This window comes from Microbispora oryzae (assembly GCF_017896165.1).
GTDB lineage: Bacteria > Actinomycetota > Actinomycetes > Streptosporangiales > Streptosporangiaceae > Microbispora > Microbispora oryzae.
In genome coordinates this window covers 24,553-41,172 of sequence record NZ_JAFCNB010000024.1, presented here as the reverse complement: position 1 = coordinate 41,172, position 16,620 = coordinate 24,553, and the positions used below count along the sequence as shown (strand labels likewise).

Genomic DNA, 16,620 nt, shown 5'->3' with positions numbered 1-16,620 from the left:
CCGGTGCCCGCGGGCGCCGGAGGCGCTCGCCTCCTCCTCCGATTCCTTCCGGCGGGCCGGCGAGTCGACAGCGGCGACGGAGAACCCGTCACGCGATTCGAAATTCGGAGGAGTAGTGCTACTCGCAAACAAGAACGCGATCATTTACGGAGCGAGCGGAGCGATCGGGAGCGCGGTCGCTCACACCTTCGCCGCGGAGGGAGCACGGGTCTTCCTCGCGGGGCGCACCCGCGCCACGCTCGAGGTGGTCGCCGAGAAGATCCGGGCCTCTGGCGGCGTCGCCGACGTCGACCCCGTGGACGTGATGGACGAGGGCGCCGTCGAGGCGCTGTCCCGGGGGCTGGCCGCCGAGCTCGGGCCGCTCGGCGTCCGGGTCGTCTGCGTCAACGCGGCGAGGATGCCGGAGACACCGGGGCTCACCGAGGTGTACGGCCCGCACGCCGACGCCTACGGCATCACCCGCGAAGCCTTCGAGGCCCGCATGCGGACCGCACCCTGCGCAAGCGGGTGCCGACGGTCGCCGAGATCGCCGACGTGGCCGCATTCGTGGCGTCGGACCGGGCCGCCGCGATGACCGGCGCGGTCGCCGACCTCAGCGGCGGCATGATCGCGGACTGAGCCGGCGGACTGAGGTCGCGCGCGGAAGGTGAACGGCGGGGGCGGCGAGGCCCGGCCGCCCGGTGGGCGGGCCTCGCCGTCCTCTCCCGGTCAACGGGCCCGTTTCCCGGTTCGCGTTCCTTCAAGAGCCACTCGCATCTAATGTCGCAGGCAGACGACGGACGCCGCGACCATGCGAATGGAGGCCGAAGGTGTCAGGGGTGGATGTGACGCGGGTGGCCGCCGAGGTGACGCCGTGGGTGGTCTCGGCCGCGGGCGCGTACGGTGGCGCGGTGCTGGCGCGGACGCAGGAGGAGGCGGCCGAGGCGACGGTCCGGTGGGGCCGCCGCGTCCTGGTGCGCATGTTCGGAGAACGAGCCGAGGGCGAAGACGTTCCCGAGGAGCTGGCGGACGTGCTCGCCGATCCCGACGACACGGACGCCGTGGCCGCGCTGCGCCTGCGGATCAGGAAGACGCTGGCGGCCGATCCGGCGTTCGCGGTGGAACTGGCCCGGGCGGCCGGTGAGGCGCGGGTGACGATGACGAACAACTCCTACGGCCGGTCCCGCCAGTTCAACGTGGGCCATGGCACGATCAACGTCAACGCGCATGAGATCGAACCCGAGGGCGACCGCGGGCGGCGGCCGGGCGACGACAGAAGATGAAGAACGAGTCCTCCGGCCAGTCGCACCAGTACAACGTCGAGACCGGAAACATCAACATCATCGGAGACCGGCGTCCCCGGCTCCGCTGGCCCGCGTATCTCAGCCTCGCGTTGGTGATCATGGCGATCGCCGCCGTCGCGACCTCCGTTCTCCTGCCTCATGATCAGTCACCCTCGAGATCGTCCACGGCGGACGACCCTCTCGCGCCGATCCCACCGCCGGCGGATCCACCCGACGTGTCGACGAGCCTTCCCTCCGGCTCACCGCCGGCGTCTCCGAAGCCCCGGTACGGCAGCGCCCTGAAATTCAAGGTCCAACGAGTCGGCACTCCAGAGGGAGGGCCGGACGACGTGGTCTTCCCGGAGTCGGCGCACAAACAGATCGAGAGGTTCAACACCTATCTCGGCCCCTCGAACACCACGCCCCCGCCGGCGGACGGTCTGAGCTTCGGGGGATACTCGCTCGGGGGGATCGAGATCGCGCTGCGCATCGAGAACAACAGCGGTCGGAGACTCTCCGTCAACGCGGTCCGCGTCAACAAGCTCCGCAGGCAACCGATAGCCACCGGGGCGATCTTCTACATGCCGTCGGGCTCCGGCGACGCGACCAACGCTTTCATGATCCTCGACTATCCGGATCCCGTCCTGCGCAGAACCACGCCCACCACGCGGCTCGACAGCGAGCTGCCGCACACCGAGAAGCCCTTCTTCTCCACGAAGGAGCTGTCCATCGAACCGCGAGGAGAGTCCGACTATCTCGCGCTGACGTTCATCGCGCAGAAGGCGGCCTACGATTTCACGATCTCCTTCGACTACTCCTTCCAGGGGGATGATCAGATCTACACCCAGACGCTGACGAACGGCCGCCAGCCCTGGCGGGCCAGCGCCTCGGCCTGTCGCAGCACACCCGGCGGCGACGGCGTCCTGAAGCCGGGGCTCAAGTACACGTTCGTCCGCAACGCCGCCTTCCGGGGAAACGACTACGTCACCCTCGTCGGCGACCAGGCCCACAGCTGCAGCCGATGGATCGACTGATCTCGCGGCCGTCTCGGCCGATTCCTTTTCTCGGGTCTCCGAGTCTGTAGATGTGACTCGATCCTGAAGACGATCAAGGAGTGATCATGACGGACACGACGGCGATCCGGCTGGGCGGCCTGGTGCTGGGCAGCGACGACCCGGAACGGCTCAGCGACTGGTACCGCGCGGCCTTCGCCCCCTCGGCCGAGCCGGGCACCGTCCTGATGGTGGGCGCCAACCGGTTGGTCTTCGATCGGCGCGACGATCTCGAGAAGAGCACGCGTGAGCCCGGCAGGGTACTGATCAACTTTTACTGCGACGACATCGAAGCTGTCGCGGATCACCTGAGGGCCCTCGGCGTCACGCGGTGGATCCGCCCGGTGGAGCACTTCGGCCCGGGCCTCATCGCGACGGTGGAGGATCCGGTCGGAAACTACGTGCAGATCATCGAGCTCGGCGCCCGGCCCGCCGCCGGACGGTGACGCGGATGGGCCACATCTGTGCCGACGTCGACGACTTCGCGCAGCTGACCTCCGCGTACCGGCCCGAGCTCCTGGCCTACTGCTACCGCATGCTCGGCTCGACGCACGACGCCGAAGACCTCGTCCAGGAGACCTACCTGCGCGCGTGGCGCTCGTTCGAGGCGTTCGAGGGACGGGCGTCGGTGCGCACCTGGCTCTACCGGATCGCGACCAACGTCTGCCTCACCGCGCTCGAGAACCGTAAGCGCCGGCCGCTGCCGTCCGGGCTCGGCGGTCCCTCCGGCGACCCCCAGACCCCTCTGGCGCCACCGCCGGAGGTGCCCTGGCTGGAGCCCGTGCCCGACCGGCTGGTTGGCGCCGGCTCGGACGACCCCGCCACCATCGTCGTGACAAGGGCGAGCCTGCGCCTCGCCCTCGTCGCGGCCCTGCAGTACCTGCCCCCGCGCCAGCGTGCCGTCCTCATCCTGCGTGACGTGCTGGCGCTCCGGGCGGCGGAGGTGGCCGACCTGCTCGGCGTCTCCGTGCCCGCGGTCAAGAGCATCCTGCAACGCGCCCGGGCCCAGCTCGGCCAGGTGGCGCCGTCCGAGGAGGAGGCGTCCGACGCCTCCGGCGCGCGCGAGCGGGAGCTGCTGGACCGCTATGTCGCGGCCTTCGAGAACGCCGACGTCACCGCGCTGATGGGGTTGCTGACCGAGGACGTCGTCCTGGAGATGCCGCCCACGCCCACCTGGTTCGCCGGCCGCGAGGCCGTCTGCCGGTTCTTCCGGTCCCGGGTGCTCACCGCGCCGGGCGCCTTCCGGATGGTGGCCACCGCCGCCAACGGGCAGCCCGCGGCCGCCATGTACGACCGCGGACCGGACGGTGTGTACCACTTCCACGCGGTGATGGTCCTGTCGGCCGGCGACGCGGGGATCAGGCGGATCATCGCGTTCCGCGACCCGGGCCTGTCCGGCCTCTTCTCGCTCCCTCAGACACTCCCCCCGGCGCCGCGGCCGTCCGGCTGTCACAACGAGGGAGGCTGTCTTGTCCTATCTGGCGACCGGTCCGCGACAGGCGCGCCGGCGACAGGAGGCTCTTCATGAAGATCGCAGTTATCGGTGGGACCGGCTTGATCGGCTCGCAGGTCGTACGGAACCTCACCGCGGCGGGGCACGAGGCGGTGCCGCACTCGCTCTCCACGGGCGTCGACATCATCACCGGCACGGGCGTGGCCGAAGCGGTGGCGGGCGCGGACGTCGTCGTCAACCTCACCAACTCCCCCACCTTCGACGACGCCTCTCCCGCCTTCTTCCAGACCTCGATGGACAATCTCCTCACCGCGAGCGCGCAGGCCGGCGTCGGGCACTTCGTCATCCTGTCCATCGTGGGCGTCGACCAGGTGCCCGATCTCGTCTACTACCGGGCGAAGGTGCTTCAGGAGGACCTGCTGCGGGCGGGCGGGGTGCCGTTCTCGATCGTGCGGGCCACGCAGTTCATGGAATTCATGGACGCGGCCCTGTCCTGGACCGCCGACGACAAGACCGTGCGGCTGCCGCGCACGCCGATCCAGCCGATCGCCGCCGCGGACGTCGCCGCCGCGGTCTCGGAGGTCGCCGTCGGAGCGCCGCTGAACGGCGTCCGCAACATCGCCGGGCCCGACGTCCTCCCTCTCGACGACCTCGGCAGGCTCACACTGAAGGCCAGGGGGGACAGCCGTTCCGTCGTCACCGACGACACCGCGGGCATGTTCGCCGCGGTCAAGGGCGACGTCATCATCGCTCCCGCCGGCGCCGTCATCGCCCCGACCCGGTACATCGACTGGCTCGCCCGCGGCTGAACCGGCCTGAGACGCAGGCCGGGCCGGGCGCCCGCAGGACGCCCGGCCCGGGGAGGTTCCGCGGGTCGGCGTTATCCGATCCGCTTCCAGGGACCGTTGGGGTCGCCCGGCGTCTGGTCGCGGGTCCACCACTTCGCCTCGTAGACGACGCCCTGGTAGTCGGCCCGGTCGCCGGAGACGAAGATCCGGGACGGGGTCCACACCGCGGTGCCGTCCGGCGTGGTCACCATCTGCTCCCAGGCTCCGTACGGGTCGCCGGGGGTCTGGTTCTGCGTCCACCACAGGGCGCGCCAGACCGATCCGTGGTACGTCGCCTGGTCACCGGTGTCGTACACCTTGGTGCCGACCCAGGCAGGCGGGTTGCCGATCACGAACGGGACGATCTGTTCGGTGGTCAGCCCGTTCGTACCGACCACGTCGATCTTGAGCTGGTAGTCGCCGTTCGGGTACGCGGTGGTGTCCACGACGAGGTCGGGGTGGAGACCGTCGTTGTGGCTGCCCGGCGCCTTGGTGTTGTCGGTCAGCCAGACGCCGCCGCGGTTGAGCTCGATGTAGGTGTAGGAGACGTCGGAGGCCGCGCCGCCGAGGTCGGCGGTGAAGGTCCGCGTGCCCGAGACGGTCGCGCCGTCGGCGACCGAGACACCCGTGATGGCCGGATAGGCGGCCAGGGTCCAGAAGTGGTCCGGGACCGCGGCGTCGCTCGTCGCGGGCTGCGGGCTCGAGACGACGGTGGCGTTGCGTCCGTTGCCCGACGAGTCGGCGACGGCCGTTCCGGAGCTCTCGTCGAACGTGTAGCGCAGCACGTCGCCCGCGCCCGCGTCCCCGCCCGCGAGGGCGGACACCTCGGCCGCGGTCAGCGCCCGGCCGTACACGTTGAAGTCGTCGACCGCGGCGGCCAGGTAGGCGTCGCCCGAGTACTGCGAGCGGCCGATCCAGTTCTGGTTGGTCGCGCCGAGGTCGGACGGCCGCAGCGTGAGGTTGGTGCTGGTGCCCGCCACCTGGCCGTTGACGTAGAGGGTGCCGGTGGTGCCCGACACGGTCACCGTCACCAGCGACCACGTGTTGAGCGGGAGCGTCGTGGTGGAGTTGATCTGCTGCTCGCCGCCGGCGCCGCCGGTCGTGATGGCGAACCTGAGCCCCGTGCCCTTGTTGACCGTCAGGAACATGTACTTCGACGTGCCGGTGCCGAAGTCGAACAGGCGCGACCACGTCGAGTTCTTCGCCGGGTTGACCCAGGCCGAGATGGTGAAGTCACCCGTGACACCGCTCACCGCGCCCCGCGGGACGTTGACGTACTGGTTGCTTCCCGACAGCGCGAGGGCCTTGCCGAGCTTGCCGGCCACCCGTGTGCCGCCGGTGCCGGAGGACGTGACGGTGCTGTCGCTCCACTGCACGACCTGGGCGCCCGGTTCCTTGCTCATGCCGTCGACGCCGAGCACGTAGCCGTCGTCGTAGTTCACGAGCTTGTGGTGGCCCTTGCCGTCGGGAACGACCTGCCAGAGCTGGGAGTTGTCGCCGGTGTCGGTCTCCACAATGGCGGACGCGCCGTTGCCTGACGCGCCGTCCTTCACGCCGAGCACCAGGCCGCCGGCCGCGCTGACCACCTTGTACAGGCCCGAGCCGGTCGAGAGGAGCTTCCACCGCTGCGCGGCCGCGCCGGAGGCCGTGACCTGGCCGACGAGGCTTCCGGCCGTACCGTCGCCCTGGGCGCCGAGCGCGAGCCCGCTGTTGAGGTTGGTGATCCGGTACGTGTTCTGCAGGTCGGTCGCCGTACCGGCGCCGCTGATCACCAGGTGATAGCCGTTGACGGAGTTCGTCGCCACCGGCACGGTGATCGAGCCGTCGGTGACCTGATAGACGGTGTCGGAGATGGTGATCGGACCGGCGGCGGGGTTGGTCCGCCCGTACGACGGGGTGTACTCGAGCTTCGCGTGGACGGTGGCGCCCAGGTCGAGCTTGTCCAGGCCGTCGACGCGGACGGCGGTCGCTCCGCCGCCGCCGCCGAAGATGACCTGGACCTGCTTCTTGTCAGTGGTGACTGCGGCGGCGCCGTCGAGGCCCGTCGTGGCGTTGGGCGGGGTGGTCGTGACCATGTCCCCGCTCATGTCGGCGTACCACTTGTACAGCCAGTAGGCGCCGTTCGGGTTCCCGCCGGTGCCCGTCAGCAGGTCGCCCAGCGCGCCGTAGCCGTTCCAGAACGCGAGCTCGGCGTCGTGGATCCCGTAGCGCTCGAACTTCGCGATGTATCCGACCATCGCCCCCGGGATGCCGACTTCGGCGGGCGCGCCGTACTCCTCGATCGCGATCGGGCGCGGGCTGATGCCGAGGTCCTTCATGATGGCGGCGACCTTGGCCACGTCGGTGACGATCTTCCCCGAGTTGATCAGCTCGTGCCACGCGATGATGTCGGGCACCGTGTCCGTGTCGACCGCGTTCTGCAGGAAGTTCTGCATGTCGCCGATGTTGTCGGAGAAGCTCGGCCCCTGGATCGGCGTGGTCGGGTCGAGCGACCGCACCTGACGGAAGGTCTTCGTCCAGAAGTCCTCGTAGGTGCCGTTGGCCGCGAGCCAGGTGTTGTCCGACTCGTTCCACAGCTCCCACGCCGCCAGGTTCTTCACCCCGGCCGACTGCATGGACTTGACCTGCTGCTCCACGACGGACGGCCAGGTGGACCAGCTGAACTGGTAGGGCCAGCCCGCGTAGTAGTCGGAGAGGCGGTCGACGACCTTCGCGCCCGCCCTGGCCGCCTTGTCGGCGACGACCAGAACGTCGCCCTTCGCCTGCTGCTGGCCGCCTACGGCCATCTGGACGAACGTGTTCGGCTTGATCGCCTGGACCAGCGCGTCGGAGGGCGTCGCGTCGTCGGCGAGGCCGTACAGGGATCCGGTCGCGACGTGCGTGACCGGGCGGAAGGGCTGGTCCGCGCTGACCACGAGGGTCGACGCGGGCGCCGCCGCGGCGGACGCGGGCGCGGCGGCGAACGGGGTTCCCGCGGCCACGACCGCGAACGCGGCGACCACGGCCGCCGGGTGCCGGAACCGGCCGCGGAACCCGCCGCGGAGCAGGTCCGAACCGGAGCGCGCGGCTGCCGCCGCGCCCCGGGAGGAGTGTGTCCGGGACATGGGTGGTGGTGCTCCTTTGCGTTCTGTGAAGGAGGGAGCCCTCACACGTCCGAGAGCGCATCGCCTCGGAGGTCTCCTCGGACGGCGGGAGGGCAGACCGCCGACCGGGGAAGTTAGCGTTAACATCCGGGCGCGCCGCGTTCGGAAGCGTCCCCCTTGCCGGTGGGGGCGTTTCCGCGTCGATGGAGACGTTCCGCCGTTGAGGCGGAGCGAGGGTGTCATCGCCTCCCGGCCTTTCGCCGCGGTCGAAGGAGCTCGGATAGAGCGTTCTTCGAATCGCGACGGGAAAGTCAAGAAAACGATTGCCTTGACCGTAGAGACCGCGTGGCATGCGTGTCAATAGACCGTTACATAGGCGTTAAACGGAAACCATTAGCCGCAAATAGGAAACCTCTCAGGAAACTTGGGGAAATGTCGCTTACCAGCCACGATTGCCGGCCGCGCCTGCCAGACCCCGCCGCGACTCAGCCCGGGGCGTGCGGGACAGAGCGGGTCGTCCTGGACGGCCGGCCGGCGGGCGGGACGTCCTCGTTCACACGCCGTGCTCCGGCCGCCCTGACCTGGGACAGGTGGTCGTGCGGTGACGTACTGGCCGGCCGCCGGGCTGGCGCTCGTCCTCGGCGGCGTGGTTCCGGCGACGTCCCTGGCTCTCCACGGCGACCCGTTCGACCGGCTCGTCGGGGCGCACGTCAGCCCTTTGAGGCTCTGCGGCTCGTCGGGTTAGAGCGTGCGATGGGTCTTGTGCCGTGCTGGTGGCCGGCCGCTGGACGCCGCCCGCGGCCCTGCGCTATCTGAAGGACGTCGAGGCGCACTATCACGCCCTGATGCTCCTCGTCCTCGCCGGCATGGCGGGGTTCGCCGTCAGCGGCGACCTGTTCGACATGTTCGTCTTCTTCGAGATCGGGCGCCGCCCGGACGCCCTCGTCGTGGCGGCGTTCGTCCTGGTGATCACGGGGGGCGGCTTCCGGGAACCGGCGTGCTGGATGTTCCTGCTGGCGGCGCTGGCCCTGGTGGGTCTGCCGCCTTTCGGCCCGGGCTGGGCAAGGCCGTCGCCGAGGAGGCAGCCGCCGCGGCGGGTCGTCCCTGGCCGCGGGTCGCGTTCATCGTCGTGTCGGCGGTCACGGGAGGCGCCGTCCTGGTCGTCATGCTGGCCGCGACGGGTGCGCTGCCGGCCGGCGGCGTCCTCGTCGGCGTGTTGCCCTCGATATCGACACCGGCCGCCCGGGGCGCGGAACTGTTCACCGACCCCGGGGGCGGGTCCCGTCGGCTCGGCGCGCCGGGGTGCTGCCGCAACAGCGGCAGACGGTCAGCCCTGATCCCGGCCCGTCGCCCTGTCGCGGAGCCGGTCGGCCGCTGCCACGGCGCGCCCGGCGGTCTTGAGCACTCCCGGCTTCGGCGGGGTGTGCGGATGGGGGCGGGTGGGCGCCGTCTTCTTGCCCTCCACGAGCTTCTTCCCCAGCTCCGCCGCCCGGTCCGTGCCGATCACCGAACGGAGCTGCGGCCAGACCGTCTTCTCCTCGTAGGCGATGTGCTCGCGCGCGTCGGCGATGAAGCCCGACAGCAGTTCCTCGAACTTGGCCTCGCCCGCCTCCAGACCGAGCAGGTCGTCGAGCACCTGCTTGGCCGCCTGCTCCTCCTCCACCGCGTGGTCGGCGAGCCGGTCGCCGTCCGGGACCAGCTCCCGCACGGCGGGCCAGAAGTACTCCTCCTCGACCGCCTCGTGCTTGGACTCCTCGATGATGAGCTGCTCGACCATCTTGCCGCGCAGCTCCGGCCCGTCCAGCCCTGCCGGGGCGGTTCCGCTCTCCAGCTCCGCGAGCATCCGCTCGACCTCGCGATGATCGTGACTCAGGACCTCGAACACGTCCGCCATCTCACTCCTCCTCTGTTCCCCTGTGTCTGGTGTTTCCGTCACGTCCGTCGCCCTCTTCCCTAAGCCGAGAGGCGAAACATCACGGGTTTCCGGCTGATGTGGGGTGCTGTAAATGGATTGCCGGTGGATGGCGGGCGCTGGGAGGCTCGGCCCAGCAGGAACGGACAGGAACGGGGAGGAGACCGCGAAATGGCCGTCACCGCGTCCAGCACGCCGTCCGAGTCCGAGCCGGAGGTCCGCACGGCGGCCGGCGCCCTGCGCGGCGGCCGGGAGGCGGGCCTGGCGGTCTTCCGCGGCGTCCCGTTCGCCGAGCCACCGGTGGGCCCCCTCCGTTTCGCCGCGCCGCAGCGGGTACGCGGCTGGGACGGTGTGCGCCCGGCGGTCGCGTACGGCCCGCCGCCCCCGCAGTCCGGCCTGCTCGGGGCGTCCCAGGAGACCACCGGCGACGACTGGCTGACCCTTAACGTCTGGACGCCGGCACCTGATCCGGCGGCACGGCTCCCCGTGATGGTGTGGATCCCCGGCGGCGGTTACGCCATGGGCGACTCCAGCCTCCCGGAATACGACGCCGGGCACCTGGCCGCGAGCGGAACCGTGGTCGTGACCCTCAACTACCGTCTCGGCATCGAGGGTTTCGCGCAGATCGACGGGGCCCCGGCCAACCGGGGGCTACTCGACCAGGTCGCGGCCTTGCAGTGGGTGCGGGACACCATCAGGGTGTTCGGCGGCGACCCGGACCGGGTCACGGTCTTCGGGCAGTCCGCGGGCGGCGGATCGGTCGCCGCGCTGCTCGCCATGCCGCGCGCCGCCGGGCTCTTCCGCCGGGTGGTCGCGCAGAGTGTGCCGGGCACCTTCTTCTCTCCCGAACTGGCCGCCGACATCGCCGCCGCCTGCGCCGCCGAGCTGGGGGTGCGGCCCACGGTGTCCGGCCTGTCGGCCGTGGCCCCGGCCCTGCTGCCCGCGGCGGGCGACGCGATCGCCGCCAAGACGGCCCAGTGGCGGGAGCGCTGGGGGCAGATCACGCACCGGCCGATCCCGTTCGCACCGGTTGTCGACGGTGAGGTCCTGCCGGCGACCCCGTGGGAGGCGCTGGCCGGCGGCGCCGCCCGGGACGTCGGGCTTCTCGTCGGCCACACTCGTGACGAGCACCGGTTGTTCAGCCTGATCGACGGCGTGCTCGGCCAGGTCGCGCACGAGCAGACCGAGACCGCCCTGCGCCTGCTCGCCCCCGGCCCTGACGGGGCACGCCGCTACCGGGAGGCGTACCCGGCGGCCTCGGACGAGGAGCTGTACGAGCTCGTCAACGGGGACTGGCTGTTCCGCATGCCGAGCCTCCACCTCGCGGACGCGCAGATCGCCGGCGGCGGCCGGGCCCACCTCTACGAACTGATCTGGCCCGCCCCGGGACTGGGCGGTGGCCTCGGCGCCTGCCACGGCCTTGACGTGCCGCTCGTGTTCGGCAACCTGCGCAGCGGCCGGCCCGCCGTCCTGCTCGGTGACCCGCCCTCCCCGGCGGCCGAGGAGCTGTCGGCGCGGATTCGCGGGGCATGGACGGCGTTCGCCGCTCACGGCGACCCGGGCTGGCCCCCCTACGACCCCGGCAGTCGCCTCGCACAGCTCTTCGGCACGCCGTCGACGGTCGCCGCCTACCTGGAAGAGACCTCACGACTGCTGTGGCAGGACCACACCTTCCCCGCCCTCCCGCTCCTCGCTCCGTAATATCCGTAATAGCGGCCCGTAATAACGGTCGAAGCGTTGTCACAGGTGGGGGCGCTGTCCGGTCTCAGCTGGTGCACGGCCGGGAGGAGCCGGCCGCCGTTCCGCGGAGGAAGCCCGATGAGCACGGATCACGCCCACGCGCACCAGCTGGACAACCCCGACAAGAGCGGGCCGCCGCCGAAGATCGATGTGGTCTCCACCGTGACGGGGGCGCCGCCCGCCCCGGAGGGGGCCGAGGCGATGACGATCCTGGTCACGTTGCCGCCCAACAGCCCCGGCGCCCCGCCTCACCGGCACTCGGGGCCCGCGTTCGGGTTCGTACTCAAGGGGGCCGTGAACTTCGAGCTGGAAGGCGAGCCCATGCGGGTGGTCCGGGCCGGTGAGACGTTCTGGGAGCCGGGTGGCGACGTGATCCACTACCAGGACGGCAACCACCTCGCCGACGAGGAGTCGGCCTTCGTGGTGACCATGTTCTGCGCTCCCGGGCAGCCGATGTTGACCGTGGTCAGTCCGGAGGAGCTGGAAGCCCGGAGAGACCGCCGCGCACCACGATCATGACCTTGGTGTCTCCTTCATGCATCGACGCCGCCTCGGATAGGATTTGACGGTCAGAGACACCATGCGTCGGTAATCGCAGCGAGGGTGACACTGTGTCCCAGGCTGTGCCGCTGCGGGGGCGGCATCGCGAGTTGGCGGAGCTGGACGCGCTGGTGTACCGCGCCCGCGCCGGCCACAGCGGCGCGCTGGTGGTCGCCGGCGAGGCCGGTGTCGGCAAGACGGCGCTCCTGGACCGTATGGCCGCGCGCGCCGCGGCCAATGTCCGGATTGAGCGCATCGGGGCGTCGGAGTCCGAGATGGAGCTGGCCTACGCCGGTCTGCATCAGCTGTGCGGGCAGATGATGAGCTTCGCCGGATGCCTGCCCGACCCGCAGCGCGAGGCCATCGAGGCGGCGTTCGGCCTGCGCCAGGGCTCCGCGCCGAGCCCGTTCCTCGTGGGGCTGGCGCTGCTCGGCCTGCTCACCGAGGCCGCCGGTGACCGGGCGCTGCTCTGCGTCGTCGACGACGCGCAGTGGCTCGACGAGGCGTCGGCGCGCGCCGTCGCGTTCGCCGCCCGGCGTCTCGACGTCGAGGGGATCGCCGTCGTGCTCGCCATGCGCACCGTGGGTGAGGCGTTCGCCGGGCTCCCACAGCTGGTCGTCGCGGGGCTTGGTCATGACGACGCGTGCGAGCTCCTGCGGCTCGCGACCCCCGGAGGCCTCGACCGGCGGGTGCGCGACCAGCTGATCGCGGAAGCGCACGGCAACCCGCTCGCACTGCGGGAACTGCCCCGGGCGCTGAGCCCGGCCGAGATCGCGGGCGGGTTCGCCCTCACCGGGTCGATGCCGCTGGAGAGCCGCATCGAGCAGAGCCTGGTCGCGCAGCTTGAGCCACTGCCGGAGTCGGCGCGCCTGTTGCTCCTGCTGGCGGCCGCCGACCCGACCGGCGATCCCGGACTGCTGTGGCGGGCGAGCGCGGTGCTGGGGCTGGGCTCGGGGGATGTCGACGCCGCGACGGACGCCGGCGCGCTCGCCGTCGGCGCGCGCGTCGGGTTCCGCCATCCGCTGGTGCGGTCGGCGGTCTACCGGGCGGCGTCGCCGGAGGACCGCAGACGCGTCCACGCCGCGCTGGCCGACGTCACCAGTGCCGACCACGACCCGGACCGCCGGGCATGGCATCGGGCCAGCGCGACACTGCGTCCGGACGAGGAGGTCGCCGCCGATCTCGAACGGTCGGCGGTGCGTGCGCGGACCCGTGGCGGCGCGGCGGCCGCGGGCGCGTTCCTCGAACGGGCGGCCGAGCTGACGCCCGAGCCGGTCCGGCGTGGCCAGCGGCTGATCGCCGCCGCCGAGGCCAAGCACGACGCGGCCGCCCCCGCGGCGGCCCTGCGCCTGCTCGACGCCGCCCGCGGCCTTCCACTCACCGCGTTGCAGGAGGCGCTGATCGCCCGGCTGCGCGCCCGCGCCGGATACGCGCTGCGGCGCGACAGGGACGGGGCGCAGCTCCTCCTCGCCGCGGCGCAGGGCCTCGAAAAGCTCGACCCGGTGCTCGCCCGCGACACCTACATCGAGGCGCTGGCAGCGGCGATCTACCGCGGCAGGCTCGGTGACGCCGAGCAGGTGGCCACCGTGTCGAACGCGATCCTCGCGGCGACGCCGGCCGCCGAGGAGTCGGATCGCGCCCGGGACCTGATCCTGCGCGGCCAGGCGCTGCTCGCCGCCAAAGGTCAGGAGGCCGCGATGGCCACCTTGCGGCGCGCTCAGCGCGCGTTCCTCGAAGAGGTTCCGGACGCGCTCGAACTGCACTGGATGTGGTTCGCCTCGCGCGCCGCGCAGGACCTGTGGGACCCCCACGGGCTCCGCGCGCTCGCCCAGCGGCAGGTGGAGCTCGCCCGTGCGGAAGGTGTCGTGACGGTGCTGCCGATCGCCCTGAGCCTGCTGATGCTGGCCCAGACGGTCGACGGCGAACTGGACGCCGCGGAGGCCACCTGCGACGAGATCGACGCCATCAAGGACGTCACCGGCAACCCGTTGCCGCAGTACGGGCGGCTCTTCCTCGCGGCGTACCGAGGGCAGGTCGCGGAGACGGAACGGTGGGCGGAGCGAATCCGGTCCGACGCGTACGCGCGCGGCGAGGGCTTCGGGCTGAGTGCGGTCAACTTCGCTGAGGCGGTCCTCTACAACGGGCTGGGACGCTTCGCCGAGGCGGTGGACGCGGGCCGGCGCGAGCTGCCGTACGCGCACGAGCTGAGCCACGCGATGCGCACGCTGCTCGAACTCGTCGAGGCGGCCGCGCACACCGGTGAACGCGCGCTCGCCGAGCAGGCGTTGGAGCGGCTGGCGAGCGTCACGCGGCCGGCGGGCACCGGCTACGCGCTGGGGGTGGTGACGATGGCGGAGGCGCAGCTACGCGAGGGCGACGAGGCCGAAACCCTGTTCCTGGACGCGATCCGGCACTTCGAGCAGGAGCGGATTCCGATCATGGTGGGGCGCTGCCGTCTGCTGTACGGGGAGGCGCTGAGCCGCCTCCACCGGCACACCGAGGCCCGCGAACAGCTCCGGACCGCTTACGAGCTGCTGTCGGGCTGCGGCCTGAACGGGTTCGCCGACCGCGCCGCGCGCGGGCTGAGCGCGAGCGGCGAGACCCTGCGCACGCGCACGCACGGCTCGGCGGCGCGGCTCACCGACCAGGAGCTGAACGTGGCGCGCCTCGCCCGCGAAGGACTCACGAACCGGGACATCGGCACCCGGTTGTTCATCAGTGCGCGTACCGCCGAATATCACCTGCGCAAGGTGTTCATGAAGCTCGGCATCAGGGGGCGCGCGGAGCTGAAGACCGCGCTCGCCGAGCTGGGCCACGCGGTTTCGGACGCCGGATAGCCCGCGGGTTCCGGAGCCGGGGATCGGCCCGGCACCGGTACCCGAGGGGCCGGCCCTTCTCAGGAGCGCGACTCCGGGGGCACGTAGTCGAAGGTGGGCCCGGCCGTGGCGCCGTCCTCGTCGGGCATCGCCATCAGGGCCTCGGCCTGGGACTTGACCGCGTACATGGTGCCGACGGCGGCCCCGAGCGCCTGCGGCTCTCCGTTGAAGGCCTGCTCCAGCTGGCTCAGCAGCGTGCAGTAGGTGCGGTTGAACTCCTCCTGCGCGGTACGGATCGCGCTGCCGGGGGCGTGATCGGACAGCCGGGGGTTGGGCCTCATCGGGCGGACGGCTCCGGTCAGGTTCACCGAAAGCGGCTCCCCCGTGGGCCCGGATACGGGGGTGTCGCCCCTCCGGTAGCGGCGCCCGAGCTTGAGCTCCTGGAACCGGTAGTAGTGGGCGACCTCGTCCCGGTCCGGGTGGAAGACGTCCTGGTCTCCGTCCCAGACCTCGCCCCGGGCCGTGCCCTCGCCCTCTTCGACGATCTCCTCCAGCGCTTTCAGCGCCGACTCCAGATCCTGAACCGCGAACAACCTCCCGGCGGTGTGCCGGAAATGGCTGCCGCTCACCTGGCGGGCGGGGTCGCCGCCGAAGACCTCTCGCTCACCGAGTTCCTCGCACAGGTGGCGCAGCCCTTGTTCGATCGCGTCGTAGAACTGCCCGATCGTCTCGTACCCGTCGCCCTCCGGCGGGGCGCCGGGCGGGGCCGGCCGTTCCAGGGTCAGGAACATCTCCAGCGCCTGCGGTCCGAACGGGAGCAGCGCCAGCTCCAGATCGCTGTGGGGCAGCCGCCGGGGATGGGGCGGCAGCATCTCCGGCATGTCGAGGCGCGGCCGGCCGCCGACGGCGTTGAGCAGGTTAGCGGCCAGCACCAGATGCAGCATCTCCTCGACGAAGACGCCACCCACCACCTCCACGGCCTCCGGGTTCCGCTCCGGCTCCAGTGAGTACAGCGCGCACAGGTACGGCGGCAACGTCGCGTGTTCCAGCTCGACCGCCCACTGCAGGTGCTCACGCAGGCTGTCGAGGGTATCGATCCGAGCCGGTCCGGAAACGGCGATATTCGCCTGCAATTCCGGATTTCTCATCAGATTCCTACCTCTGCAGTCTGAAGGGGTTATGGCGCGGGGTTCTGCTTCAGCCAGTCGAGGTAGCGGATCGTGCCCAGGGTCGCGCCGTCGTCGGGCACCAGGGTCCGCTCCCCCGGCACGGCGCCGAAGTACTGCGCCTGCGGGTCGGTGACGACCTCACGCGGGTCGCCCCACGCGGCCAGCGCCTGGCGGAAGAACTCGTCCATCCGCGTCTGCTCCGGACCGGCCACCTCCGTCCTGCCCTTCAGCGGCGACCCCACCGCCACCCGGCCCACCGCCTGCGCGACCTCGTCGCCGGCGATCGGCTGGAAGCGCACCGGCGCCATGTGCACCTTGCCCTCCACCGTCGCGTCGTCCGCGATGCCGCGGGCGAACTCGAAGAACTGCGTCGCGTGCACGATCGAGAACGGAATCGGCGAGCTCACGATCAACTGCTCCTGCGCGATCTTCGCCGCGAAGTAGCCGTTCTCCGGCATCCGTTCGGTGCCGACCACCGACAGCGCCACATGGTGGCCCACGCCCGCCGCCGCCTCCGCCGCCAGCAGGTTTCCGGTGGACGTCCGGAAGAACTCCATCACCGCCTCCGGCTCGTACGACGGCGAATTCGACACGTCGACCACCGTCGACGCGCCGGCCAGCGCCTCCGCCAGCCCTTCGCCCGTGAGGGTGTTCACCCCGGTGTTCGGGGAGGCCGCCACCGCTTCGTGGCCGTGCTCCCGCAGCTTCGCCACCAGCTTGGATCCGATCAGACCGGTCCCACCGATAACCACGATCTTCACGAAAG

The 16,620-nt window shown here is 71.3% G+C and carries 15 protein-coding genes; 11 read left to right on the top strand and 4 right to left on the bottom strand.

Annotation, left to right across the window (positions count from 1 at the left end):
- Window positions 1–115 precede the first annotated feature (115 nt).
- From JOL79_RS29350 to JOL79_RS29325, 6 genes are all read left to right on the top strand, one after another.
- A complete protein-coding gene (locus JOL79_RS29350; protein WP_210159157.1) occupies window positions 116–574 on the top strand; it encodes an SDR family NAD(P)-dependent oxidoreductase in 459 nt (152 codons plus the stop codon).
- Window positions 575–818: 244 nt separating this feature from the next.
- Window positions 819–1,262 (top strand): hypothetical protein, encoded by a 444-nt coding sequence (locus JOL79_RS29345; RefSeq protein WP_210159156.1) that lies wholly within the window; start codon window positions 819–821, stop codon window positions 1,260–1,262.
- The gene (locus tag JOL79_RS29340; protein WP_210159155.1) at window positions 1,259–2,296 is read left to right on the top strand and encodes a hypothetical protein; all 1,038 of its coding nucleotides are present in this window, start codon (window positions 1,259–1,261) and stop codon (window positions 2,294–2,296) included. Before JOL79_RS29345 ends, JOL79_RS29340 begins: the two co-directional genes overlap by 4 nt.
- An 86-nt stretch (window positions 2,297–2,382) precedes the next feature.
- Window positions 2,383–2,760 (top strand): VOC family protein, encoded by a 378-nt coding sequence (locus tag JOL79_RS29335; RefSeq protein WP_210159154.1) that lies wholly within the window; start codon window positions 2,383–2,385, stop codon window positions 2,758–2,760.
- 5 nt (window positions 2,761–2,765) lie between these two features.
- Window positions 2,766–3,842, top strand: a complete 1,077-nt coding sequence (locus JOL79_RS29330; RefSeq protein WP_210159153.1) for a sigma-70 family RNA polymerase sigma factor — start codon at window positions 2,766–2,768, stop codon at window positions 3,840–3,842.
- Window positions 3,839–4,576: an SDR family oxidoreductase gene (locus JOL79_RS29325; RefSeq protein ID WP_210159152.1), complete on the top strand. Its 738-nt coding sequence runs from the start codon at window positions 3,839–3,841 to the stop codon at window positions 4,574–4,576. Before JOL79_RS29330 ends, JOL79_RS29325 begins: the two co-directional genes overlap by 4 nt.
- Before the next feature lie 71 nt (window positions 4,577–4,647).
- Here JOL79_RS29325 and JOL79_RS29320 read toward each other — a convergent pair whose 3' ends face one another.
- Entirely contained in the window at window positions 4,648–7,698 is a 3,051-nt protein-coding gene (locus tag JOL79_RS29320) for a LamG-like jellyroll fold domain-containing protein (RefSeq protein ID WP_210159151.1), read from the bottom strand.
- Window positions 7,699–8,278: 580 nt separating this feature from the next.
- Between JOL79_RS29320 and JOL79_RS29315 the strand changes: the two genes are divergently transcribed.
- A complete protein-coding gene (locus tag JOL79_RS29315; RefSeq protein ID WP_210159150.1) occupies window positions 8,279–8,422 on the top strand; it encodes a hypothetical protein in 144 nt (47 codons plus the stop codon).
- 22 nt (window positions 8,423–8,444) lie between these two features.
- Window positions 8,445–9,014 carry a hypothetical protein gene (locus JOL79_RS29310; protein WP_210159149.1) on the top strand — a complete coding sequence of 190 codons (570 nt, stop codon included), beginning with the start codon at window positions 8,445–8,447 and terminating at the stop codon, window positions 9,012–9,014.
- On the opposite strand, the gene JOL79_RS29305 is transcribed toward JOL79_RS29310, so the two are convergent.
- The gene (locus JOL79_RS29305; protein ID WP_210159148.1) at window positions 9,005–9,571 is read right to left on the bottom strand and encodes a hemerythrin domain-containing protein; all 567 of its coding nucleotides are present in this window, start codon (window positions 9,569–9,571) and stop codon (window positions 9,005–9,007) included. The genes JOL79_RS29310 and JOL79_RS29305 overlap by 10 nt on opposite strands.
- A gap of 189 nt (window positions 9,572–9,760) precedes the next feature.
- Between JOL79_RS29305 and JOL79_RS29300 the strand changes: the two genes are divergently transcribed.
- From JOL79_RS29300 to JOL79_RS29290, 3 genes are all read left to right on the top strand, one after another.
- The gene (locus JOL79_RS29300) at window positions 9,761–11,290 is read left to right on the top strand and encodes a carboxylesterase/lipase family protein (protein WP_210159147.1); all 1,530 of its coding nucleotides are present in this window, start codon (window positions 9,761–9,763) and stop codon (window positions 11,288–11,290) included.
- Between the two features lie 117 nt (window positions 11,291–11,407).
- Window positions 11,408–11,848: a cupin domain-containing protein gene (locus JOL79_RS29295; RefSeq protein ID WP_210159146.1), complete on the top strand. Its 441-nt coding sequence runs from the start codon at window positions 11,408–11,410 to the stop codon at window positions 11,846–11,848.
- Between the two features lie 92 nt (window positions 11,849–11,940).
- Complete coding sequence (locus JOL79_RS29290) at window positions 11,941–14,706, top strand: AAA family ATPase (RefSeq protein WP_210159145.1); 2,766 nt, start codon at window positions 11,941–11,943, stop codon at window positions 14,704–14,706.
- A gap of 59 nt (window positions 14,707–14,765) precedes the next feature.
- On the opposite strand, the gene JOL79_RS29285 is transcribed toward JOL79_RS29290, so the two are convergent.
- Together JOL79_RS29285 and JOL79_RS29280 are read right to left on the bottom strand one after the other, a co-directional pair.
- Complete coding sequence (locus JOL79_RS29285; RefSeq protein WP_210159144.1) at window positions 14,766–15,833, bottom strand: ferritin-like domain-containing protein; 1,068 nt, start codon at window positions 15,831–15,833, stop codon at window positions 14,766–14,768.
- Between the two features lie 29 nt (window positions 15,834–15,862).
- Entirely contained in the window at window positions 15,863–16,615 is a 753-nt protein-coding gene (locus JOL79_RS29280; protein ID WP_210159143.1) for an SDR family oxidoreductase, read from the bottom strand.
- Between the last annotated feature and the right edge of the window lie 5 nt (window positions 16,616–16,620).